Origin of the sequence: Pseudoalteromonas sp. S2893 (assembly GCF_005887105.1) — a bacterium.
Taxonomy (GTDB): domain Bacteria; phylum Pseudomonadota; class Gammaproteobacteria; order Enterobacterales; family Alteromonadaceae; genus Pseudoalteromonas; species Pseudoalteromonas atlantica.
Map to the genome: position 1 here is coordinate 66,314 of NZ_PNCY01000010.1, position 23,962 is coordinate 90,275.

24 protein-coding genes are annotated in these 23,962 nt (G+C 41.0%); 11 read left to right on the forward strand and 13 right to left on the reverse strand.

What is annotated here, in order from left to right:
• Positions 1-32 precede the first annotated feature (32 nt).
• The 3 genes from gcvH to CWC04_RS05895 all read right to left on the reverse strand — a co-directional run bounded on the left by gcvH (position 33) and on the right by CWC04_RS05895 (position 2,275).
• Positions 33-422, reverse strand: coding sequence for a glycine cleavage system protein GcvH (gene gcvH, locus CWC04_RS05885; RefSeq protein ID WP_138577790.1), 390 nt, complete (start codon positions 420-422; stop codon positions 33-35).
• Positions 423-494: 72 nt separating this feature from the next.
• Positions 495-1,577, reverse strand: coding sequence for a glycine cleavage system aminomethyltransferase GcvT (gene gcvT / locus CWC04_RS05890; protein ID WP_004587593.1), 1,083 nt, complete (start codon positions 1,575-1,577; stop codon positions 495-497).
• Between the two features lie 98 nt (positions 1,578-1,675).
• Positions 1,676-2,275: a hypothetical protein gene (locus CWC04_RS05895; RefSeq protein ID WP_004587594.1), complete on the reverse strand. Its 600-nt coding sequence runs from the start codon at positions 2,273-2,275 to the stop codon at positions 1,676-1,678.
• A gap of 126 nt (positions 2,276-2,401) precedes the next feature.
• On the opposite strand from CWC04_RS05895, the gene CWC04_RS05900 reads away from it, so the two are divergent.
• Entirely contained in the window at positions 2,402-3,250 is an 849-nt protein-coding gene (locus CWC04_RS05900) for a LysR family transcriptional regulator (RefSeq protein WP_054982828.1), read from the forward strand.
• A 197-nt stretch (positions 3,251-3,447) separates the two neighbouring features.
• Here the strand turns inward: CWC04_RS05900 and rlmB are convergent, their stop codons facing one another.
• The 5 genes from rlmB to CWC04_RS19655 form a co-directional block, all read right to left on the reverse strand.
• Positions 3,448-4,191: a 23S rRNA (guanosine(2251)-2'-O)-methyltransferase RlmB gene (gene rlmB / locus CWC04_RS05905; RefSeq protein WP_029772012.1), complete on the reverse strand. Its 744-nt coding sequence runs from the start codon at positions 4,189-4,191 to the stop codon at positions 3,448-3,450.
• On the reverse strand, positions 4,188-6,689 hold the full coding sequence (rnr, locus tag CWC04_RS05910; protein WP_029772011.1) for a ribonuclease R: 2,502 nt from the start codon (positions 6,687-6,689) through the stop codon (positions 4,188-4,190). The genes rlmB and rnr overlap by 4 nt, the downstream gene beginning before the upstream one ends.
• A 146-nt stretch (positions 6,690-6,835) precedes the next feature.
• A complete protein-coding gene (locus CWC04_RS05915) occupies positions 6,836-7,450 on the reverse strand; it encodes a response regulator transcription factor (protein ID WP_138684892.1) in 615 nt (204 codons plus the stop codon).
• Positions 7,451-7,452: 2 nt separating this feature from the next.
• On the reverse strand, positions 7,453-8,550 hold the full coding sequence (locus CWC04_RS05920) for a sensor histidine kinase (RefSeq protein WP_138684893.1): 1,098 nt from the start codon (positions 8,548-8,550) through the stop codon (positions 7,453-7,455).
• Positions 8,547-8,717, reverse strand: coding sequence for a hypothetical protein (locus CWC04_RS19655; RefSeq protein ID WP_004587600.1), 171 nt, complete (start codon positions 8,715-8,717; stop codon positions 8,547-8,549). Before CWC04_RS19655 ends, CWC04_RS05920 begins: the two co-directional genes overlap by 4 nt.
• 157 nt (positions 8,718-8,874) lie before the next feature.
• On the opposite strand from CWC04_RS19655, the gene CWC04_RS05925 reads away from it, so the two are divergent.
• The 4 genes from CWC04_RS05925 (at position 8,875) to queG (ending at position 13,219) form a co-directional block, all read left to right on the forward strand.
• On the forward strand, positions 8,875-9,741 hold the full coding sequence (locus tag CWC04_RS05925) for a DMT family transporter (RefSeq protein WP_054982831.1): 867 nt from the start codon (positions 8,875-8,877) through the stop codon (positions 9,739-9,741).
• Positions 9,738-10,439 carry a glycerophosphodiester phosphodiesterase gene (locus tag CWC04_RS05930; protein ID WP_138684894.1) on the forward strand — a complete coding sequence of 234 codons (702 nt, stop codon included), beginning with the start codon at positions 9,738-9,740 and terminating at the stop codon, positions 10,437-10,439. Before CWC04_RS05925 ends, CWC04_RS05930 begins: the two co-directional genes overlap by 4 nt.
• A gap of 311 nt (positions 10,440-10,750) precedes the next feature.
• Positions 10,751-11,968 (forward strand): methyl-accepting chemotaxis protein, encoded by a 1,218-nt coding sequence (locus tag CWC04_RS05935; RefSeq protein WP_004589438.1) that lies wholly within the window; start codon positions 10,751-10,753, stop codon positions 11,966-11,968.
• A gap of 117 nt (positions 11,969-12,085) precedes the next feature.
• Entirely contained in the window at positions 12,086-13,219 is a 1,134-nt protein-coding gene (queG, locus tag CWC04_RS05940; protein ID WP_055252897.1) for a tRNA epoxyqueuosine(34) reductase QueG, read from the forward strand.
• 30 nt (positions 13,220-13,249) lie between these two features.
• Here queG and CWC04_RS05945 read toward each other — a convergent pair whose 3' ends face one another.
• From CWC04_RS05945 to CWC04_RS05955, 3 genes are all read right to left on the reverse strand, one after another.
• Complete coding sequence (locus CWC04_RS05945) at positions 13,250-14,377, reverse strand: response regulator (RefSeq protein ID WP_024033288.1); 1,128 nt, start codon at positions 14,375-14,377, stop codon at positions 13,250-13,252.
• Between the two features lie 49 nt (positions 14,378-14,426).
• Positions 14,427-16,418 (reverse strand): sensor histidine kinase, encoded by a 1,992-nt coding sequence (locus CWC04_RS05950; RefSeq protein ID WP_138684895.1) that lies wholly within the window; start codon positions 16,416-16,418, stop codon positions 14,427-14,429.
• A gap of 110 nt (positions 16,419-16,528) precedes the next feature.
• Positions 16,529-17,020: a GNAT family N-acetyltransferase gene (locus CWC04_RS05955; RefSeq protein WP_138684896.1), complete on the reverse strand. Its 492-nt coding sequence runs from the start codon at positions 17,018-17,020 to the stop codon at positions 16,529-16,531.
• An 82-nt stretch (positions 17,021-17,102) separates the two neighbouring features.
• Here CWC04_RS05955 and CWC04_RS05960 point away from each other — a divergent pair, with 82 nt between their 5' ends.
• From CWC04_RS05960 to CWC04_RS05985, 6 genes are all read left to right on the forward strand, one after another.
• Positions 17,103-17,675, forward strand: a complete 573-nt coding sequence (locus CWC04_RS05960; protein ID WP_004589433.1) for a glutathione peroxidase — start codon at positions 17,103-17,105, stop codon at positions 17,673-17,675.
• A gap of 79 nt (positions 17,676-17,754) precedes the next feature.
• Positions 17,755-18,036, forward strand: a complete 282-nt coding sequence (locus tag CWC04_RS05965; protein ID WP_004589432.1) for a peptidylprolyl isomerase — start codon at positions 17,755-17,757, stop codon at positions 18,034-18,036.
• Positions 18,037-18,091: 55 nt separating this feature from the next.
• Positions 18,092-18,670, forward strand: a complete 579-nt coding sequence (locus CWC04_RS05970) for a glutathione S-transferase family protein (protein WP_064384752.1) — start codon at positions 18,092-18,094, stop codon at positions 18,668-18,670.
• 17 nt (positions 18,671-18,687) lie between these two features.
• Positions 18,688-19,038 (forward strand): DUF2750 domain-containing protein, encoded by a 351-nt coding sequence (locus CWC04_RS05975; RefSeq protein WP_004589430.1) that lies wholly within the window; start codon positions 18,688-18,690, stop codon positions 19,036-19,038.
• Positions 19,039-19,191: 153 nt separating this feature from the next.
• Positions 19,192-19,872: a site-specific integrase gene (locus CWC04_RS05980; RefSeq protein WP_004589429.1), complete on the forward strand. Its 681-nt coding sequence runs from the start codon at positions 19,192-19,194 to the stop codon at positions 19,870-19,872.
• Positions 19,873-20,020: 148 nt separating this feature from the next.
• A complete protein-coding gene (locus CWC04_RS05985; protein ID WP_138684897.1) occupies positions 20,021-22,594 on the forward strand; it encodes a M1 family metallopeptidase in 2,574 nt (857 codons plus the stop codon).
• Positions 22,595-22,659: 65 nt separating this feature from the next.
• On the opposite strand, the gene CWC04_RS05990 is transcribed toward CWC04_RS05985, so the two are convergent.
• Both CWC04_RS05990 and CWC04_RS05995 read right to left on the reverse strand, forming a co-directional pair.
• Positions 22,660-23,025 (reverse strand): hypothetical protein, encoded by a 366-nt coding sequence (locus CWC04_RS05990; RefSeq protein WP_004589427.1) that lies wholly within the window; start codon positions 23,023-23,025, stop codon positions 22,660-22,662.
• A gap of 63 nt (positions 23,026-23,088) precedes the next feature.
• Positions 23,089-23,961, reverse strand: coding sequence for a TolB-like translocation protein (locus tag CWC04_RS05995; RefSeq protein ID WP_138684898.1), 873 nt, complete (start codon positions 23,959-23,961; stop codon positions 23,089-23,091).
• Between the last annotated feature and the right edge of the window lies 1 nt (position 23,962).

Here is a 23,962-nt window from a genome sequence, read left to right on the forward strand (position 1 = left end):
GTTAATGGGGCTTTTGTCATCTACTTAGAGTATTACTCTTCGTCGATTGTGTTAGCGTAGTCTTCTGCGCTAAGTAGGTTTTCAAGCTCTGACTCGTCAGCTGCTTTAATGCGGAATAACCAGCCGTCACCGTATGGGTCGTTGTTAACCGTTTCTGGTGCGTCTTCTAGCTCTTCGTTAATCGCTACAATTTCGCCGCCAACTGGTGCGTAAATGTCTGATGCAGCTTTAACCGACTCTGCTACTGCACAGTCTTCGCCTGCATCTACTGCATCGCCTACTTCTGGTAGTTCTACAAATACCATGTCGCCAAGCAGCTCTTGCGCGTGCTCAGAAATACCCACAGTAAATGTACCGTCACCTTCGTTGCGAACCCACTCGTGAGAAGAGGCGTATTTTAAATCGCTAGGGATATTGCTCATTATTTTGTTCCTTTGGTTTATATTGGGAGGATACCAATCACAATAATTATTGTGATTGGTATAACCAAATTTTTAAATGATTGATTTGCCGTTACGTACAAAGCTAGGCTTTACTACTTTAACGTTAACTAATTTTTTGCGCATTTCTACTTGGGCTGTATCCCCTGTTGAACGCGGTACACGTGCAAGGGCTACACTAAAACCAAGTGTTGGTGAGAAAGTACCTGAGGTAATTACCCCTTCACCACCTTCAACAATTACTTTTGAGCCGCTACGCAATACGCCTTTTTCTTCAAGCACTAAACCAACAAGTTTATGGGTGCTTTTTTCGGCGCGTTGCTTAACAAGTACGTCACGACCAATAAAGTCACGATCTTCTGGTTCCCATGCAATGGTCCATGCCATGTTAGCTGCAAGTGGCGATACGCTTTCGTCCATATCTAGGCCGTAAAGGTTCATACCTGCTTCTAAACGTAGCGTGTCGCGTGCACCTAAACCGGCTGGCGCTACACCTGCATCTAGCAGTTGTTGCCATAAATCGGCTGCTTGCTCGTTCGGTACTACAATTTCGTAACCGTCTTCGCCAGTATAACCCGTTGTGGCAATAAATAAATCACCCACTTGTACGCCAAAAAATGGCTTCATGCCTTCAACGGCTGCTTGTTGCTCAGCATTTAAAAGTGTGGCTGTTTTTGCTTTTGCGTTAGGGCCTTGTACTGCAATCATTGCAAACTCTGGGCGCTCAGTTACGGTTACTGTAAAGTCGGCAGATACTTTAGCTAAGTGAGCTAAATCTTTTTCGCGGGTGGCAGAATTTACCACTAAGCGATAAAACGTTTCGCTAAAGTAGTAAATAATTAGATCGTCTATTACGCCGCCTTGCTCGTTAAGCATGCCCGTGTAAAGCGCTTTACCTGGTACGGTTAATTTTGCTACGTCGTTTGCTACTAACTTACGTAAAAATGCTTTTGCTTGTTCGCCTTCAATATCAACAATAGTCATGTGTGATACGTCAAACATACCTGCATCGGTACGCACTGCATTGTGTTCTTCTATTTGTGAGCCGTAGTTGATTGGCATTTCCCAGCCATGAAAATCAACCATTTTTGCGCCTGCTTCAAGGTGCTTAGCATGTAGTACAGTTTTAGAAGTCATAACATTCCTTCACTTTTAAATTAACCCTGTGCGGGCGTGGCTTAAATAGATTTAACTAAACAGGCAAACACGGTTATGTTTACCGGTTATTTTATGTATTAGGCAGCTTCGTTTTGCATTAGGGCAAAACCTTGTGCTTGTAAGTGCTGTTGCCATTTTTGTAGTTCTTGTTGCTTGGCTACTAACACAAAGTGCTGTTCGTCGTTTTTATCTATGGCGGTAATAAATACTTCGCCGCTTTGCGCGCCATAGCATAGTTGTGGGTTAGATAAACGCAGCCCTGGCGTTAATTTAAACGCGCTAATTAAGGTATCAAATGCGTTTGCTCCACACAGCGCAAGAGTTGCAAGGTCGCTACGTAGTACATAATCAATATCAAAACGAAGTTGCTGCTCGTTTATCAGTGCTTGTAATTGCAAGCTTGCGCTGTGCGGTAATACAAATCTAAATGCAGTTTCGCTAAAGTAATAAACGGCAAAGCTGTAATCAGAATTTAAATCACCATCAAGCGTGCCTTTTAGGCCTAAGCCGCTGGCTGTAAGCTTTGTGAGATCTAACCCTAAAATAGTGCTTAAAAATACACTGGTTTCACTGCCACTAAAATCCATTACAACGAGGTTGTTATTTGCTTGCACGGCATTGGTAACTGCACTTGCAGCATTGCTGTGGCGGGCAAACATTATTGGGTTAAAAGTCATAACAAACACCTGTGTATTTTTGATACCAAAAGTATATTGCGCCACTGTGACAACAACAAATTGTAATTATTTATCAATTGATAAATAATACTTATATATGTAGCTATATAAATTGTAATTTTAAATATGAAAAACATATCAACCGACAGTTTGCGTACCTTTGTAATGGTTGTTGAGGTAGGTGGATTTGCAAAAGCCGGCGACCTACTGGGATTATCGCAACCTGCGGTAAGCTTGCAAATTAAACGCCTTGAAGATTTACTCGGTTATAAATTATTTAAAAAGCAGGGCCAGCGCCAGGTGCTTAATCAGTACGGTGAGCTACTTTTGCCTATGGCAAAACAAATGATGCAGTATAACGATGCTATTTTGCAGCAGTTCACCTCAGAAAGCATAACCGGTAAAGTGCGCTTGGGTATTCCTAGCGAATTTGCAGCACGTATTTTGCCCTCTATTATTGGTGATTTTGTCTCGCTTTATCCTGAGGTATCGCTGGAGGTTAAATCGCGCTTAAGTAAACATTTGCTGTCGGCCTCAAGGCAAGATCAATTTGATCTTGTTTTAGCGCTTAACGAGCGCCTTAATTCAGACAAGTTCCCTATTTTTATGCAAGACGAGCTAGTATGGGTGGGCGACCTAGCACAGGCAAAAAATGAGGTAGTAACCTTAGTCACCGCGCCCGAGGGCTGTATTTATAGGCGCCGCGCTACAGATGCACTTAAAAGTGCCAATATCAAATACCGTATTGTTTACAGTAATGCCGATTTAACCGGATTAATAGCCGCCATAAAAGAAGGCTTAGGTATTACTGTACTGGCTAAAAGTACGGTGCCAAGCGATCTTAATTTTCAGGCGCAAAGTAAATATTTACCAGCTCTTGGTAGCATAGGTATTAGCTTAATAAAAAGCGGTGGGGAGTCGGAGCACGCAGTAGACAAACTCGCTGAGTTTATCGCATTACGTTTAGGCTATTAGTGCGCGTTGGCGATTTGCTTAACCTGTAAAATTACCAACTACGCTACATAAAAAACGCCGAGGTTAAAATAACCTCGGCTTTTTGTAAGCTAAACCTGGCGCTAACTAAAACCCTCATTTAAACGATTAAATAACGAATTTTGTCTATCGGCACGCTTGCTGCCTAATAATAAAAATATTAATTAAGCAACTGGATATTAGTTATTTACGTTACGTTGGCGTAGCACTTCAAATAAACAAATACCGGTGGCTACCGATACATTTAAGCTAGAAACACTGCCTGCCATCGGAATTTTAACTAACACGTCGCAATGCTCACGCGTTAAACGGCGCATGCCCTCGCCCTCTGCTCCCATTACTATTGCCATTGGCCCAGTAAGGTTTGCATCAAACACGTGGGTGTCTGTTTCGCCAGCGGTGCCCACAACCCATACGCCTGCGTCTTTAATTTCGCGAAGCGTGCGCGCCAGGTTTGTTACCTGAATAAGCGGTACAGTTTCGGCTGCGCCACAGGCTACTTTACGTGCTGTGCCGTTAAGCTTGGCCGACTTATCTTTAGGTACAATTATAGCGTGTACACCTGCTGCATCTGCGCTACGTAGGCAGGCACCTAAATTATGCGGATCGGTTATGCCATCAAGTACTAATAAAAACGGCGTGTCTTCGCGAGCAATGATCTCATCTAAATCTTTTTCGTTGTAAACACGCGCAGCTTTTACATTGGCAATAATGCCTTGGTGCTGCTCATCGTTTGCTTTGTTATCTAGCGCTTTTCGCTGCATAAATTGTACAGAAATACCAAATTTACGTGCTTCATTAATAATCGGGGATAAGCGCTTATCATCACGACCTTTTAGGGCATAAATTTCTAAAAAACGCTCTGGCTCTTTTGCTAAAATTGCTTCAACAGAGTGAAAGCCAAAAATTAATTCATTACTCACGTATTGTTTGCTCCTGGGCTATTACGTTTACGGGCATTTTTGCCTGGTCTTTTAGGCTTTTTAACTGCCTTTTTTTTCGGTTTTTTCTTAGCGGTGGTTTCAGCGGCTTTTTTACCGGCTGGCTTTGCGCCAGACTTACCCGCTGGTTTGCCTTTGCTTTTACTGGCTGGTTTTTTACCAGCTTTGGGTTTTTCATCGCCTGATGTGTTTTTGCCAGGGATTTTACCCGCTTTAAGCTGCGATCTTACACTTGCTGGTGCATGGCTTGATTTACCGCGCCCTGCTCCTTTAGCTGAGCCACGGCGACGCGCGTATCTATCTTGAGCTACATCACCACTTAGCGTTAAATTTATACGGCGCTCATCTAAACTTACCGAAGCAACTTGTACCGTTACTTTATCGCCAAGGCGGTAAACGGTATGTGTATGCTCGCCAATTAGGGTGTGTTTTGCACCATCATGATGGAAGTATTCATCACCTAAATTAGTAACATGGATCAGGCCATCAATTTGTAAGTCGTCTAGGCGTATAAATAAACCAAAGTTAGTAACGGATGAAATAACCCCATTAAACTCATCACCCACGTGGTCTTGCATAAACTCACATTTAAGCCAGTCGGCAACTTCACGCGTTGCGTCGTCTGCGCGGCGCTCGGTGGTTGAACACTGCTCGCCTAGTTGGTCTACTTCATCATCGGTGTACGCGTATGCGCCCGATGTTTGCTGACCTTGTGCTTTTATTACCGCTTTAATTGCACGGTGTACCACTAAATCAGGGTAACGGCGAATCGGTGAGGTAAAGTGTGCGTACGCAGGCAGCGCTAAGCCAAAGTGGCCTATGTTGTCTGGCTGATAAACCGCTTGCTTCATTGAACGAAGTAGCATGGTTTGAATAAGCTCGGCCTCAGGGCGGTCGCCTAAACGGGCTAACACTTGGGTAATTTCTTTCGGTGTTGGCTCATCGCTTAATGTGCTTTGAATGCCAAGTTCACTTAAAAACTGAGTAAAGTTACCTAGTTTTTCTTGATCTGGCTCATCGTGCACACGGTAAAGCGCACTGGCTTCGTGTTTTTCTAATAGTTTAGCCGCCGATACATTGGCTAAAATCATACATTCTTCAATCAGTTTGTGCGCGTCGTTACGAACAACCGGCACAATTGATTCTATTTTACGGTGTGCGTTAAATACAAAACGCGTCTCGAGCGTTTCAAACTCAATAGCACCACGGGTTTGGCGCGCCGATTTAAGTGCCATATACATTTGCTGTAAGTCAGTTAAATGTGGCACAACGGGTGCGTATTCTTCGCGCAGTTTTTCATCGCCTTGTAAAATGGCATTTACTTTGGTGTAGGTTAAACGCGCATGTGAGTTCATCACCGCTTCGTAAAACTTATAACCCGAAAGCTTACCTGCGTCTGATACCGTCATTTCGGCCACCATACAAAGGCGGTCTACTTTAGGGTTAAGCGAACATAAACCGTTCGACAACACTTTTGGCAGCATTGGAATTACTTGCTCAGGAAAATACACTGAGTTACCACGAGCAATCGCTTCTTTATTTAGCGGCGTGTTCATACCTACATAATGCGATACATCGGCAATGGCTACCCATAAGCGCCAGCCGCCAGATTTTTTACGCTCACAATATACGGCATCATCAAAGTCGCGGGCGTCTTCACCATCTATGGTGACCAGTGGCAGGTCGCGTAAATCTACACGGCCTTGTTTGTCGGCTTCATCAACAAATTCACCTAAATGAGCAACTTGTTCTTCCACTTCTTCTGGCCAAACATGAGGAATATCGTGATTGCGCAGTGCCACTTCAATTTCCATACCTGGCGCTAAATGCTCGCCCAGTACGTCAATAATTTTACCTACCGCGTTCATGTTACGGCTAGGGTTTTGAGTGATTTGCACTTGCACCATTTGGTTATGGCGCGCGCCGTTTTCACTGCCTGGCAGAATAATAATATCTTGGGTAATACGTGGGTCTTCGGCTACAACAACTGCAATACCATGCTCAACAAAGTAACGCCCTACAATAGGTGCGCGCTCGTTGGTAAGTACTTTAATTATGCGGGCATCACATTTTGAGCCTGAGCCACGTTTTGTGCCTTTAGCAAGTACGATGTCGCCGTGCAGCACCATGTTCATTTGATGCTTGGCTATAAACCAATCTTTGCTCTCGCCTTCAACTTCTAAAAAGCCAAAACCGTCTCTGTGGCCAATTACTTTGCCTTTGGTTAAACCGGCTTCGTCAATTAGGGCGTAACATTTAAACTTATTAAAATACAATTGGCCATCGCGCTCCATGGCACGAAGGCGGCGCTTAAATGCAATTTGGCGTTCGGTATCGTTTACAGCTAATTCATCACAAAGTTGCGTGAAGTTAGCAGGTTTTGAACGCTCTTGAAGGTGAGTAAGTATAAACTCACGACTAGGGACTGGGTTTTCGTACTTTTCTTGTTCTCGGCTGAGATTTGGATCTTGGTTTGACATTCACTATCTTGTTAGTTGGTTATGTAGGTATTTTAACCCATATACGTAAAATGAGACAGGTAAAAGCGTATGAAACTTTTAATAAACCGCTTTAATAAGTAAAACATACGCTTAATGGCCTTAATCAGCACTTAATATAAGTGCGATTATAACCAGCCTTTTTGCTTTGCAATACGCGCTGCATCTACGCGGTTAGTGGCATTGAGTTTTGCGATAGCATCGGATAAATAATTACGTGTTGTGCCTTCGCTTATAAACAGCTGTTTGGCTATGTCGCTTGTTTTTAAGCCATCGCTTGCAAGCTTAAGTGCTTTGCGCTCTTTATCGGTGAGCGGGTCGGCATCATCAAGCGCGTTAATGGCAAGCTCTGGGTCTATAACCTTTTGCCCTTGCATTACTTTTTTAAGTGCATTGATAAGCTCATCACTTGGCGCTTCTTTTAAAATGAAACCTTTAACGCCTAGGGTGAGCGAGCGCCTAATATAACCAGCTCGCGAAAACGTGGTCATAATAACCATTTTAATGGTTGGGAACGTGGCCGCTATTTGCTCACTTAGCTCTATACCGCTCATGTGTGGCATTTCAATATCGGTTAAAATTATGTCTGGCAATGCCTCATCGGCCAGTGCTTTTATTGCATTAAGGGCATCTTGGCCGTTACTGGCTTGGCCTATCACTTCAATATTAAAATCAAGGCTTAACAATGCCCCTACTGCGTCGCGCACGAGTGCTTGATCTTCCACTAAATATACTTTGATCATTGTTAATCCTTAGCTGAAATTGGCAGCATTACGTTTAAAGTAAACTTCTCGCCACAGGTAAACGCGGCATGGCCATTAAGTTGCTCTGCACGCTCTTTAATACCATTTAAACCGTTACCTGCGTTTAACGTGATGCAAGGTGCGTTATCAACCACACTTATATGCAGCTGATGCTGTGTTTGCTCTATACTTATTTCGGCGTTTTTATTACTGCTATGGCGTAATAAATTAGTTACCGCTTCTTTAATTATAAGCCCTGCGATCCCTTCTACTTTAGGGGGTAAGGTATTTAATACAACATTAAAGTTAACGTTAAAGTCTTGCTCTATTAGCCTTTGTTTAAGCTGGGCTATTTGGCTTATTAAATTAAGTTGTTTTAAATCGCTTACGGCGTTTCTTACATCGCTAAGTAACTGCCTTGCTAGATCTGCTACTTGTGCTATTTCGTTATTGGCTTGTTCGTAGCGCTCTCCTTGATTTAGCTTATTAGCAAGCTCAGCTTTTAAAGCAATAGATGATAGTGAGTGGCCTAAAATATCGTGTAGGTCGCGCGCTATTCGTTCACGCTCAGCAATGGCAGCTAATTGCTCTAATTGGTTAGCGCTTTCTTGTTCGCGCTTTTTATGCAGGCGCTCTTTTTGGGTTGCAATGCCAAAGGCCAACAGCGCTCCTGATATTAATAAAGTGCCGGCTAAAAAGTATTTTATGTTTGCTATATCTGCTAAATAGGCGCTTAACGCCACCGTAAATATAAGGCTAAAAACGGCATATAATCTGCTTTTTTTAGCGTATGACTCACCAGCTATAAACGCGATAAAACCAAATAATGTAGAGGTACCTGTGGTATAAAATGTGGCGCTAAAACACACCACTAACATAATAACAAACAGCGTTGTTATACGCTTTGTTTCACAGTGCATGGCTTTTATGTAAAGCAAAATAAATACAATATAAAACGCCACACTCATTACAATGGTATTGACTGGCAAGTTAGATAGATTAAAAAGAGTCGGAAGCAAATAAAATCCAGTAAAAATTAAAGGTGCGTATTCCCAAAACTTTTTATTACTGGGCTTTGAAAGCGTATTTGTTGTACTCATGCCAGTACCCCTAGTTCATTGTTATTGCTTATAACATTATTTTTATTAATAAATATAAATAACACAAAAATACTAATGAGTATAAAGTAATCATTTATTGAAACACTAAAGCTAAGTGATTCTAAAAACTCGCTAATAGCGAGACTTATTAAAATTAACGTATTCATAGCCACCTCCCATTAAGATAAGTTAACTATGCCAAAGCCAAAAAATAATAAGAGTGTGAAATGTCATTAACTTTGCTGACATTTGTCATGTTTTAAAAATTTCATCCTGTGAGTTCGCACCCAGTGATAAGATAATAAAAAAGGAGTTCTCATTTAAATGCAGCCACAACAGCAAAGCCTGATTTACTTACATATTGCCGTGTTACTTTTTGGGGGCACCGCCCTTTTTGCAAAGTTAATAGGGTTAAATGCAATTGATATTACGGTGTATCGTACCGCTATTGCTGGCATGGCAATTTTGGCTATGCTGTATTTTCAAAAAAAACAAATTAAGTTAAACAAACCAAAAGATTACCTCATTGCGTTATTTTTAGGTGTGGCAGTAGGCATGCATTGGGTTACTTACTTTGCAGGCATGCAAATGGCGGGCGTAACTGTGGGTATGCTGGCTTTTTTTAGCTACCCAGTAATGACGGTATTTTTAGAGCCCTTGTTTAATAAAAGCAGGCCCCAAGCAAAAGATATTATAAGCGCAGCTGTGGTTGTATTTGGTATATATTTACTCGTACCCAGCGCAAATTTAGGCGACGATGTAACCTTAGGGGTTATTATGGGTGTGGTTTCGGCTTTGTTTTTTTCGATTAGAAATATTACCCATAAGCGCTTTTTTAGCCAGTATGGCGGCCCACAAACCATGTTTTATCAAACCTTAGTGGCAAGTGTTATGCTTTGCGCATTTATTAAGGTCCCTGTGTATGAGGTGAGTAACCACGACCTTATTTTAATTGCTGTGGCGGGTATTATTTTTACCGCTACACCGCACTCGCTGTTTGCAGCGAGTTTAAAGCACTTATCGGCAGCTACTGCGGGGCTAATTTCATGCTTGCAGCCGCTTTACGGCACTTTGTTGGCTATTGTTATTATTCATGAGCGGCCAACGCTACTAACACTTATTGGCGGTGCACTTATAGTCAGTGCAGCCTGTTTTGAAACATGGTCTATTACTCAAAAGGCTAGAAAATGAAAATATTTGCGCACCGAGGGGCAAGCGGCAATTACCCTGAAAACACTAAAATCGCTATTTTAGAAGCGTTAAATGTAGGGGTGGATGGCATTGAAGTTGATATTCAAAGTGCGCTTGATGACTATATGCTCATACACGACTCGTGGCTAGATAGAACCACCAGCGGGCACGGTAAAGTAAGCGACTTTACCGCGCAGCAACTTAGTCTGTTGGATGCCGGTAACGGCGAGCAAATCCCCACTCTACAGCAATTACTTGATTGGAATAACAATAAAACATTACTCAATATAGAGCTTAAACATACCTTTGAGCTTGAAAAGTTTGCCACTATTTTAAACAATAATATTGCTAAAGGCGTTATTACTAAAGGTAATATTTTAGTGTCGTCGTTTGATCACCATCAAATTCATTGGCTTAAAAATAGGTTACCGTGGTTACACATTGGCGCGTTAACCTCATCAATTCCATTAAATTATGCACAGTTTGCTCAACAGTTAAATGCGTATAGTGTTCATGTAGACAAAAGCTTTGTAAATAAAGCTTTTGTAGATGATGCCATAGCACGAGGCCTGCAAGTTTACGCCTACACCGTAGATAGGCCAGAAGACATGGATTTTATGCTTAAAATTGGGGTGCATGGTATTTTTACTAATTACCCCGCTCGTTCTAAAAAATATTTAGCAAACATTATTACTTGAGTTAACGGTAACTTAGTCGATAATCTAGCTAGGGCGTGTTGCTTTGCGGATTGAAATTTGTTCAATCTAGGGGCGATTAAATCGCGGCGCGAGGCCTGTAACCTAGTGGGCTAAGTAAAAACCGAGTAACAAAGAGTTTATCGCCCTTAGGCAGAACCCAAAGGGCAGCGCATGTTTGGCATTTATGCAGCGTTATCGCCTATTTATGGGGAATAACCACACTTCATAGGCTCTGCCTTGCCTAAAAGCCAAACATACTGCTGCAAATTCAACCATCAAAGGTCAACACGCCCTAGATGGGTAAGCAATAAATGAGTGGTGTAATGCAATTTTATAATTATATTGAGCGAACATTTTTTTATACGCTTACGCGTAAAATAGTGGGTAATTTAAGCTTTGTTTTTTTGTTTCAGGCCATTACCTTATTTTGGTTATATCAAAGCTTAAGCGAGCAGCACAGTACTAGCGCATTTTGGTTGTTAACCTTGGTTATTGTAGCGGGCTTTGCCTTTACTATTTTTTATATGCGCTATTTAATAGTGCGCCCTGTAAAAGCTATGTGCGACACTTTAGTAAACATAAACCAGCAAGAGGCTAATTTAGCCGCCAACTTACCGCAATTTTCTTTTGACGAATTTAAAGAACTAAGTACGCAATATAACTTATTTACTAACCACTTAAGTGATTTGCTAAGTACAACTCACGCCAGCGCTAAAGCCAGCGAGCAAAGTAATGTTGATGTAAATACCGCTATGCAAAATACGCAGCAGTTAAGTGAGCAGCAAACTCAGCTAAGCCACAATATTATTAATGCGAGTAACCAAATAGTGCAAAGCTTAGAGGGCATAGTGAGCAATACCGACAGCGTGCATAGCGTAAACAGCGAGCACTTAGACTTTGTTAAGCTTTCGTCGCAAGAGCTTGCAAGCTTAGTCGATAAAGTGTCGCTTATTGGTACCTTGCTGCAAAGATTTTCTAAAACGGTGTCTGGCCTTAAAGAAAACAGCGAAAACATTCGCAGCATTTTAAAAATGGTTGAGGAGTTTTCGGATCAAACTAATTTACTGGCACTAAACGCTGCCATTGAAGCGGCACGCGCTGGCGAAGCTGGCAGAGGATTTGCTGTTGTTGCTGATGAAGTACGTACATTATCGGTAAAAGTAAGTGGCGCAACCCGACAAATAAGCGACTTTATTAACCAAATGAATGAACTGGTTAACGAAACCAACCAAGAAAGTGAGCAGTTAATTAGCCACTCAAGTACCGCACAAAGCGCCATTAGTAATACCTCTGAAGGGTTTAAAACAATGCTAAGCGAGTTTGAACAAAACCAACAGCAGCTACAGCAAATAGCGGATGCGGTGCATACGCTAGAGCAAGCGCAGCAGCACACTCACCAATCGGTAGAGCAAATTGTTACCTTAGGCGAGCAAGCTAAAAGCGCTATTGATCATGCGCTAAGTAATAGCCAGCAATCACATGCACTTAGCCAACAAACGCAACAGCAATTAAAGCGTTTTGTGCAATAAGCAATTACAAAACAAAAGCCGAGCGGTATATTGCCTTAATATTTTAACTGGCAACATTCAACAGCGCTTTATAAATATGGTAAATTACGCAGCTAATTATTTAAGTGTGTAATGTGTGTGAGTAACTCAACCCCCAACTACCAACAGCTAGCCAAAAATATTAAAGCCTGGGGCCAAGAACTCGGCTTTAGTGAGGTGGGTATTACCGATATTGACCTATCTAAACACGAAGCACAATTACAGCGCTGGTTAGATGCGGGCTACCATGGCTCCATGGATTATATGGCAGCCCACGGCATGAAACGCGCACGCCCTGCTGAACTAGTCCCTGGTACCCAGCGGGTTATTTCGGTAAAAATGAACTACCTGCCTCCTGATGCTAGTTTTGCCAAAACACTAAAAAACACTGAAAAAGCCTACATTAGCCGCTACGCATTAGGGCGTGACTATCACAAATTAATGCGCAACCGACTAAAAAAGCTGGGCCAAAAAATAGAACAAGAAATTGGCGATTACGGTTTTAGGCCATTTGTAGACTCTGCGCCTGTGCTTGAGCGCCAGCTTGCTGAAAAAGCGGGATTGGGCTGGCGAGGTAAACACTCTTTATTAATAAACCAAGAAGCTGGGTCGTGGTTTTTTTTAGGTGAGCTTTTTGTTGATTTACCGCTGCCAATAGATAATGAAAACACGTTTGAAGGCTGCGGAAAATGTGTAGCTTGCATTACCCTTTGCCCAACAGGCGCAATTGTAGAGCCGTATGTGGTAGATGCACGCAAATGTATTTCGTACTTAACCATTGAGCACCAAGGGCCTATACCTGAGCAATACCGTGCATTATTGGGGAACCGAGTTTATGGCTGCGACGATTGCCAATTGGTTTGCCCATGGAACCGTTATGGTCAAATTACCGATGAGCAAGACTTCCATCCCCGTACGCAATTAAAAAACAAAGACTTACTCGAGCTATTTGCCTGGGACGAACCTACTTTTTTAAAAAATACCGAAGGCAGCCCTATTCGCCGTATTGGACACGAACGTTGGTTGCGTAATTTAGCGGTGGGTTTAGGCAATGCCGATTTTAGTCCTAGCATTATTAACGCTTTAGAAAGCAAACATGAGTCTAGCTCGCAGCTAGTAAAAGAGCATATAGAGTGGGCGCTTGAGCAACAAAATAATAAACAACGAGAACAACTTCGTAAAACACAGCGCCTAATTAGAATTGTCGAAAAAGGCTTACCTCGTGATGCGTAAATCACTCTGGTAAGCCTTATTATGAGAGGTTTATTTTTTAAGTAACAAAGATAAATCTTGTTCAATTTCAGCAAAGGCGGCTTTAACTTGTTTAACCGACTCTTCTCTGGCAATTGAATTTTGAATAGTTTCGTCCACTTTTTTATAAATAAACACCTCTTGGTCTTCATCTAATCCCATTGTGGGTATGCGCACTTCAAGGTCTTCTTGTAATTGCTTGAATACTTTTTCGTTACTTTCGCGGTTTTCGTTTAGTAACCCAATCAAGCCATGAAACTTACTATGCACTGTGCTGGCTACATCATTTAGCTTTTGCTGCTGCGACTCAAGCATTTGCTTGGTCATAATTGCACGTAACTGCTGCTCAGTCACACTGACAATAAAACAAACGTGGTCACGAATACGCCCGTGTTTATCTGGGTCGTGATCTGGCATGTTCAGAATTAATAAGCTAATCATCTCGTAGTTAACTAATATTCGGTGAGAAAACTCATGTAAGCGACCTTTGTTTTTAAGCATATCAAACAGCTCAATTACAATCGGCGAACACACTCCATTAAGGGCAAAGTGCTCTATTGTATCGCCATGTCTAAATTCAACATTACTTTGTAGGTCAAACGTTTGTAAGCAGTCTATTAAGGCTTTACCTAAATCTTGCGGATTATTAATAAAACCAATGTTTTCAATGTAGTTAACTATTTGCCCCATTTCGCTACTGTTTGCCATAGCGTTAAATGCCGTAGATGTTGCATCTTCTACTTGTTTTTCAAGGCTTTGTTTTTCTATTAATACTTGGTTTAAGTTTTTAAGTTTTGATTTAAGCTCATCATGCCCAAACGGTTTTACAATGTAATCCTCAGCACCGACTGAGTAACCTTCCATACGCTCTTCCACCGTTCCTCTAGCGGAAACAAACATAACAATTATATGCGCGGTATTCGGATTCGCCTTTAATGCTTTACACACTTCGTAGCCATTCATTTGCGGCATACTTACATCAAGTAAAATAACTTGGGGCATGTAGCCTTCAACCATGGCTAAACACTCAGGGCCGCTTGTGGCAACTTGTAATTCGAAATCAAGATCTTCTAAAATTTCTTCAATAATTTCAAGGTTGAAAGGTTCATCATCTACAGCAAGAATTTTAGTTAAGGCCATATTTTCATCATCCAATTAAATATTATTTAAACATTACTTACACATATAATTAGCTATCTTGCACTGCTAGCTTATCATCGGCTAAATGCTCATCTAAATCTATTTCTAGGGGTACCTGAATCCTAATTGTTGCACCACCATCGCTATTATTACTTGCCGTAATTTCGCCTTGATGAAGCGCTACAAACTCTCTACAAAGCGCAAGCCCTAAACCAGTACCACCAGCGCCACTGTTCGTTTTGCTGCTTTGTACAAATTTAGTAAACACGTGCTCTAATTCATCCTCAGGTATACCTATTCCATTGTCTACTACATCAATAATGGCGCTATCTTGATCAGCCATTAAGTTCACTTCAATACGACTTTTAGGTTCGCTAAATTTAAGTGCGTTACCTAAAACATTGCGCAATAGCTGATTAATTTGCTCTTCATCACACTGCACAACCACTGGCCCGGGTTTTGAAAAAACAATTTCAATTTCTTTTTCCATAGCCGTACCAGAGACATCATCAATACTGGTTTTTATAATGCTTTCTATATTGTATGGACGTGGGTTAAATGGAAATTTCCCTACATCCAATTTAGATAAATCAAGTAAGTTGTTTAATAACGACAGTAAACGCTCGCCGCTGCTTTCAATACGAGATAAATATTTTAAGAGTTTATCTTTAGCAAAATCGCCCGCTTCTAACTTACTCAAACCAAATCGAGAAAAGCTTAATATAGAGTGCATAGGGGTGCGTAACTCGTGCGACATGTTAGCCAAAAATTCCGATTTGCTTAAATTGGCAGCTTCGGCCACATTTTTAGCATGCTCTAGCTGCGAAGTACGAGCTCGCACTTGCTCCTCAAGTAGGTCTTTGGCTTCAAGGAGTAATTCTTCTTTTTGTTTTAAGTGAGTTACATTTTTAAATATAACCGCCAACGCAATTTCGCCATGGTGGTCTATTTCGTTAAACGAGCCAACCAGCGGAATATACCCGCCGTCTGTTTTTTGCAAACGTAGGTCGCTACTAAATTGGCGGTTACGATTGAGTGTGCTGATTTTATTTTTTATTTCAGCACTTGATTCCTCATCTAAAAATTCAAATACCGAAAAGCCCGCGAGTTTGTCAAAGGGTAGCTTAAACAGCCTTAAGCAGGCATCGTTTGCTTCTATTACTTTGCCGCTGCGTTCAAATAGCATAATGGCGTCAGGGGTATTTTTATAAATAACTTGTAGTAGGCTGTCTTTTTCGATTAATGCATCAACGGTATCTTGTAAACGCTCAACTAGCTCAGCGTTACGGCGTTTTAAAAGCTCTGTTTGCCACAATTTATGTACCGATTGCAGCAGTACGCTATCGGTTAGAGGCTTTATTAAAACATCTTCAACCCCTTTACGAATTGCCTCAATCATTGAAACTTGCTCAGGGCGTGCGGTAAACAATAAGCATCGGCAATCTGGCTGAGACATTTTAATAGCAGAAAAAATATTTAAACCGGTGCCATCTTCAAAGCTAAAATCGCTAATTAAAATATCTATACTGTTTTCATTCGCCACTGCCACCGCTTCGGTTGCGCTGGTTGCGGTTAGCGTTTTGATATGCGCCCCGACTAAATTACTTTTCATTTTTTCAAGGCGCTCAGGCATATGATCAACAAGTAAAATAGTGGGGAGTTTTAAAACGTGGCTAGAGCCAAGCTCTAAGAGGTTTTCGAGTAATGAGGTAATTTCTTTATTTGAAAAAAACGGATAAATAACCGTTGCATCTGGGACTAACTTATTAAGCTCGCTAAAGGCGCTAAGTTGCTCACCGCTTTCGGCTTTAGGGGCAAGTAATACACAGCGGTCTTGTGAGATTTTTTGAGCTAACGACTTTACTACTTCACACGGTACTCCGTAAGCACCAATTACCAAGTCATACTGGCTGGTGTTAGAGTATAAATCAATCATAGAGTAATGAACGAGCTCAGCCTCACAACCTATTAATTCTAGTAAAACTTTCACTCTCATTGCGATAACACTGCTGCTATCTACAATTAAAATTTTTCGACTCATTAAGCCACACTATCGTAAACACTTTATATGTTAATAGCGTAGCCTATAATTTCTTAGTTGGTATAGGTTGTTAGACTTAATTTTGATTTTTTTACCGATAAGCTCCACAACTATTTTGGTAGATGCTTACCGAATATTGTTAAACTGTAGCGTATGTTATCCATTACCGCGATATGAGGCAACTCACCCCATACGCTAAAACCAAAGTGCTTGAATAACTTAATACTTGGTAAGTTGTGGCTAAATATAAAACCAAGCAATACATCAATTCCTAGCTGTTTAGCCTCTATTTGGGCAAACTCCATCAGCTTTTTGCCAAGCCCTTTACCTTGCGCCGCTTTGGTAATATAAATGCTCATTTCGACGGTGCCATCGTATGCGGGGCGCCCATAAAACGATTTATAACTTAGCCAAGCAAGTACTTGGTCATTTTCGCAATAAACATAAATAGGCCGTTTATCGGTGTGGCTATTAAACCACTCACGTTTGCTCTGTACCGATACTTCTTCGGTATCGGCGGTCACCATACGCGAGGCGATCGTTTCGTTGTATATTGCGACAATGGCAGGTAAATCTTCTATAGTGGCTAAACGTGTAGTCATAACAGCTTAATATTGTTGATCACTTTTGTGCATATTAGCGTAAGATAGACTAGTCAAACAATTATAAATTTAGGCGTTGAGTATGTTAAAAAAAACGATACTAGGGCTCAGTATTTTTATTACGAGCTTAGCTGCCCAAGCAAATGACACGTTACCCAGCAAACAACAGCAGCAACAATGTGAAGACTTTACAAATGTAGAGATACGTAAGCTGCGCTCAAAAGAATCCTTAAACTTATGCCAATTTAAAAACCGCCCGTTGCTCATTGTAAATACGGCTAGCAATTGTGGTTTTACATCTCAATTTGAAGGCCTTGAAAAAGTACACCAACAATACAAAGACAAAGGTTTAGTGGTATTAGGTTTTCCATCTGATGATTTTTTTCAAGAAGAAAACGATGAAAAAGACATAGCAAAAGTGTGTTTTATTAATTACGGCGTTACTTTTACTATGTTTACTACCAGCGAAGTTCGCGGCAGTGATGCAAATCCAATATTTAAACACTTAAACGCGCAAACCAGCTCACCTAACTGGAACTTTTATAAATATTTAGTTTCAGCTGATCGCAAAACAATTAAACGCTTTAACAGTAAAGTAGCTCCTAATTCAAAAGAATTAATTGATGCAATTGAAAATACGCTACTCATCAATTAAGTTTATACTGGTACTGCGAGTTAAAACTAACTAGACTGGCTTTAATGGTTAAATACACCAACTTTAAACAGGAGATTTTATGGCAGTGGCAAGTGCAAGGCACATTTTAGTAGACAGCGAAGCAGAGTGCTTAGATTTAAAAGCTAAGATTGAACAAGGCGAAGACTTTGCAGAGCTTGCAAAAACATATTCAAACTGTCCTTCTGGTCAAGACGGCGGAGCACTTGGCGAGTTTGGCCCTGGTATGATGGTACCTGAGTTTGATAAAGTTGTATTTTCAGCGCCAATTAATCAAGTACAAGGCCCTGTACAAACACAGTTTGGCTATCACTTACTAGAAGTGACAAGCCGCTCAGAATAACGTTGACTTATCGCAACACAAAAAGCCGCTTATGCGGCTTTTTTTAGGAGCAATTATGAAACTTATAGGATCTAACCCTTCTCCATTTGCGCGCAGAGTAAGAATGTGGGCAGCACAAAACAATGTTGACTTAGCGCTAGTAAACCTAGATATTTTTTCTGAGCAAGACCGCCCTACCTTAGCCAGTAACAACCCAGGAAGAAAAATACCGGTTTTAATTGATGGTGATTTAACGCTAAGCGATTCAACCATTATTTTACGTTACCTTATCGCCAAGGCTGGTAAAACACCACTAAGCTGGTCGCAAGAGCACCTACTTAATATTATTAACGCCTGTAACGACTCGTTAGTAGAGTTAGCACTTAGCAGACGCTCAGGGTTTGATACTAACGACGATAAATTATTTTTTAATCTGCAAAACGAACGAATTGCACAAACATTAAGCTATTTAAATAGTCATTTAAACGATGATGAATTTAAAGGCTGTGAATGCCTTAACATCAGTTTATACTGCCTACTTGATTGGATTTGCTTTCGTGAATTAACAGACTTTAGCCAACACGCTGCTTTAGTCAGTTTTTATAACGACTATGGCACGCGTCAAGCTGCAGTAAGCACCGATCCCAGACTCTAAACAAATAAGGTAAACACATGAGCGATATTGAAATTGAATCACAACTAGTTAGCTTTGTAGAAAAAGTACGTTTAAGCGAGCAAGTGTGGGCGTTAGGTGGCGACGACGGCGGCTTTGTAGTGTGCGAATCTAACCAGTTTGCCGAAACGGATGTACTGCTTTTATGGGAAAGCGAAGACGCAGCAAAAGCCCAGTGTAAAGAAGAGTGGCAAGAATTTACGCCTGTAGAAATTAATTTAGATGAGTTTTTAGATGAGTGGGTAGAAGATTTAAACGAAGACAGCGCATTAGTTGGTTTAAATTGGAATGACGACCAAGTGTGTGTAGAAATAGAGCCTGTTGGCTTAGCACGCGCACTTAGCGAATAACTGCCACTATAAATTAAATAGTGAATACAACACCTGCTTTTTAAGTGGGTGTTTTTGTTTTGTAGCTAAAAACATAAATACTAGAATCGATACTCGCATGTTTATCTGTTTTAAGTATAAAATATAACATGTCATTAATTTCAAGGGATTACGTTGAAAACCCATCTTGGCCGCCGCCCTTTTTCAGCAATGGAACTGCATACGCTTTATAACGGCTATATTTATGGCGACTTTAAAGTAGCAAGAGAGCAAGCAAAGCATTGGCATTTTTGGTTGCCTTTAATTGCCTATTACAGTGGCGCATATAGCGATGAAATTGGCTGCTTAACGCTTGACGATCTTGAGCTTAAAAATGGCATTTTATGTTTTAATTTTCATACTAATGGAAAAATAAAAGCGCGCTTGGTTCCGGTGCATCAAGCCTTAGTTGATGCAGGGCTTAACGACTTTATTGCCTTTGTTAAAGCACATAATCACACACGTTTGTTGTTTGATTTACCGGCTAAGTCTGGCCGTTACAGCGAAAAAGTACGCATTTGGTTTACTGGTGAAGGTGAGCGTGCGGGTTATTTGCAAAAATGTGCCATTCCCACTGTTGATCAACTCGGTATGAAAACCGCTATAAGCAGCCTACGGCTTAATTTTGAGCAACAAGTACGTATTTACGCATTACAGGCTAATTCAAAAGACGCCTTTAATTATTTAATGGGGTTTAACGAATACCCCAATGATAAATTTGACGATACCGCCTTACTAAACAACGTAATACAGCAAATTCGCACCATTAACCCACAGCTGCATTGGCAGCGCTTTAAGCAGCGCCAGAGCCACTGACACTATTTGTTACTATTTTAAATCCAAGCAGCCACTTTATTAAATTACTCTCATAAAAAAAACTGCTAGGATATCTAAATCTCAATTTTTAAGGGCATAGAAATGCCTGTTTGAGTCAGTTTCTAACAACAACAATCTAGGGATCACTATGTTTTTAAAAAGCCTATTAACAGTGAGTGTTGCTTTAGCAATGACTACTGCCAACGCTAACGAGTTCGTTATCGAAAAGCTTGCTAAACCAAGTTCACAAAAGGTGTCGTTAACACTCGACCCAAGCCAAGACACCTTTACAGGGATGACAGAAATAGCCCTAGAAGTATTAAAACCCACTCATTACATTGAACTTAACGGCGTGGCTTACGCTGTTAAAATGGCGCAGTTACTAGGCGATGAAAACTGCGACTTAAATAACGAAATGCTAAAAACAGAAAAAGTAAAATTTAGCTGTGATGAGCAAATTCAACCGGGTAAGTACACCCTAAAAATAGATTTTTCGGCGCCGTATAATCGCCAAAGTGTGGGCTTATACAAAACAATTGATCAGGGCACACCTTATTTATTTACTCAGTTTGAAATGAATGATGCACGCCGTGCATTTCCAGTATTTGATGAACCAAGTTATAAAATACCGTTTCAGTTAACGATTACAGCGCCAACGTCACAAAAGGTTTATGCCAATACGCCAGAGCTTAAAACCACAGTTAACGGCGAGATGACGACGCATTACTTTGATAAAACGCCACCTATTCCTTCTTATTTAGTGGCTATGGCCGTGGGCCCTTTTGAAGAACTTGAAATAAAAGATATGCCAATTCCAGGGCGTGTTATTACCCCGCAGGGTAAAATTCATTTAGCTGATTACGCAAAAGAGAACATGCCAAAAGTACTTGCTGCACTTGAGGCGTATTTTGGTATTCCTTATATTTATAAAAAGCTCGACTCGGTAGCAGTACCCGAGTTTCCTTTTGGCGCAATGGAAAACTCAGGCCTAGTAACCTACCGCGAAGATATATTACTGGTTGATTTAGCAGCCGCTACACGCAGTAAAAAACAGCGCAATGTGTCGATTATTGCTCACGAGCTTGCCCATCAATGGTACGGTAACTTAGTTACCATGAAGTGGTGGAACGACTTATGGTTAAACGAAGCATTTGCCAGCTGGATGGCGGCAAAAATTACTAAACAGCTTAATCCAGAATTTGAATCTCACCTCGATTTACCACAAAACAACGTAATGGCATTAGATGCTCGCTTAAGCACTAAGCCGATTCGTAAACCGATTAAAACCGAAGCCGATATTATGGATGGTTTAGGGCTTGCCTACAGTAAAGGCAGCGCAGTACTGGCTATGGTTGAAAACTGGATTGGTGAAGACGCATTCCAAAAAGGGATTCAAAGTTACTTAAAGAAATTCTCGTATAAAAACGCCGAAGCAGCTGATTTATGGGAAGCACTAGGTAAAGCTTCTAATAAAGATGTTGCGAGTGTTTTAAAATCATTTATTGAACAGTCTTCTTATCCGCTTGTAGATGTAAAACAAGACGGTAAAAAAATTACTATATCGCAAAGCCGCTTTGCTAATGCCGGTGTAGATGCACCCGCACAGCTTTGGAATGTCCCTGTTGGGATAAAATATGGCGCTGGTGATAAAGTAAAAACAGCCAGTATTTTACTCAATAAGCAAAGCCAAACCTTAACACTTGATTTTGAGCCACAGTGGATTTATCCCGATGAAGGGGCGCTAGGTTATTACCGCTGGGTAATGGACGATGCGCAATTTGATTCGCTAATAAAACATGCTCCGCAAGCACTTAATGATCGTGAGCGCTTAGCGCTGCTCTCTGCCACTGATGCACTACTTGATGCGGGTGTAATATCGGCGGCTAAGTTAATGCAAACCTTAGAAGTATTTGTGAGCGATGATCACCCTCGTGTTGCAAATACAGCGCTGGGCTACTTGGTATCGCAAAAAAATACCTTTAAAGATGAAAGCAACGAAGCGTTATGGCCTGAGTTTATTCGCAGTGCAGTAATGCCTGCAGCTAAAAAATACTCACTGGAAGCACAAGCTGGCGAAGACGGTGCAGTATCGCAACTACGTGCGGGTGTTGTGTCCTTGCTTGGTTTTGATGGCGAAGATCAACGCGTAATCAGCAAAGCAAAAGAGCAAACGCAAGTGTACTTAAACGATCCGCAAAAAGTGGATCCGTATTTAGCAGCTACCTACTTAAAACTTGCCGCCTATAATGGGGATAAAGCCTTGCTTGATCAATTTATGGCAACCTTTAAAACCACTAAAGATCCACAAGTACGCACAAACATGCTGGCAGCAATGGGCTTTATGGGTAAAGCGCAGTTACAAAAGCAGGTATTAGCGTACACCTTAACCGATGAAGTAACCGCGTCTGATATGCGCACTATTTTAGCAGGTCAAAGTTATAGCGAGCCACGCCAAGCACTATTTATTGAGTGGATATACAACAATTACGACAAGGTAACACAAAGCTTACCGCCGTTTTTTGTGCCTAACTTACCGTACTTTACGACCGCGCGTTGTGATGAACAAAGTTTAGCAACCACGCAAGCATTCTTTAAAGATAAAATTGAAGAAACACCGGGCTACGCGCGTACGCTAAGCAAGCTTGAAGAAAGTACCCATGATTGTATTGCGCTTAAAGAGCGTGAACTGGCATCAGTTAATGACTTTTTAAAAAGCAAATAAGCTTAATTAAAAGTAAATATGCATAATTTAAAAAGCCGCTGAGTTATTCACTCAGCGGCTTTTATTTACCCGTTAATAATCTGTGTTAGCTTGGCAATAAAGTCTTTTGCTGCTTGCTCTGAGTTAATTTTAAAGGCCACACCATAGTGAATCGGCTGCGCACTTTTGTGAATACGTGTAGGAAAGCGCGTCATCTCGCTACTATGAAAATAACCCTGTACTCGTGTTACCTCATCAATTGTTGCAAAATCATCGCTAAACACCTCAAAGGCTGGGCGAATAATAATTTTGCCTTTACCCGCTTCGCTGTGGGTATAAATTGCTTCTTTAGAATTTGCTAACATGTACTCAGCAATGTTTTTAATTTTAAAGTTACTTCTGCACTTTAACTGAATGAGCTGCTCTGTTAACTCATCTGCACTATAAGCCACGTGGTGATCCCTTTAATGTTTAATTGTGCATTACATTAGCCTATACGCGCTGCAAAGTCCGAATTATTTTACATCGCATACAAAGGCAAGTTTGTCGTTTTTATAACTCATTCGCGTTATGTTTGTCTCGCAATATGGGCTTAAGTTAAGCCATTGAGAAACCTCATCGGTGCCGCTTAAATTACGCATATATACACGGTTTTTAACCGCATAAGCCACTGTATTAGCATCTTTTAAAATAAAGTCTTGTACTTGCTCTGGCAATCTAAGTAAATTTTCTACCTGTTTAGATTGCGGGTTAAAGCTTGCTAAAATATGCTGATCATTTTTTGTGTAACTAAATAAAAATGTTGCGGTTTTACTGTTATAAATAAGCGTACGCCCTATGTTACTTGCTACCACCTCGCCTTTTGCCGCAGCAACCGAAGTATATTGCAAAGTATGTGGCTCACCTAAAATAAACATCACTAAATCGCTTTGAGCGCCCCATGCGTGGTAGCCAACAGGTTCAATCCAATCAAAAATACGGCTCGGTGCTTGCTCAGTATCGAGTGGGTATTGCCACAACTTTTGTTTGCTATCTTGCTCTACCACAATAGCCGATAAACTTTGTTTTGAGGGCATAACAGTGGGCGAATATTCGCTCACTGGCGTATTTGTTATGTTACTTACTTGCTTGGTTGCTAAATCATAATAGGCAATATCGGTTTGACTTTGCTCGCTTGAAATAACTTCATGGGTGAAATAAATACCCTGGTTTGTTAAATAAGGTTGGTTGTTATAGCTGTTTTTGTCGCTCACTATACTCACTTGCATACCGTAGGGTGTATTTAAATCAGCAAGTAATATTTGGCTTTTAGGCATGCTAGCCTGCGCTGTAGCAAGGCTTAGCGCCGCTAAAGAGACTAGCCCAAGCCATGGTTTAATAAGTTTCATG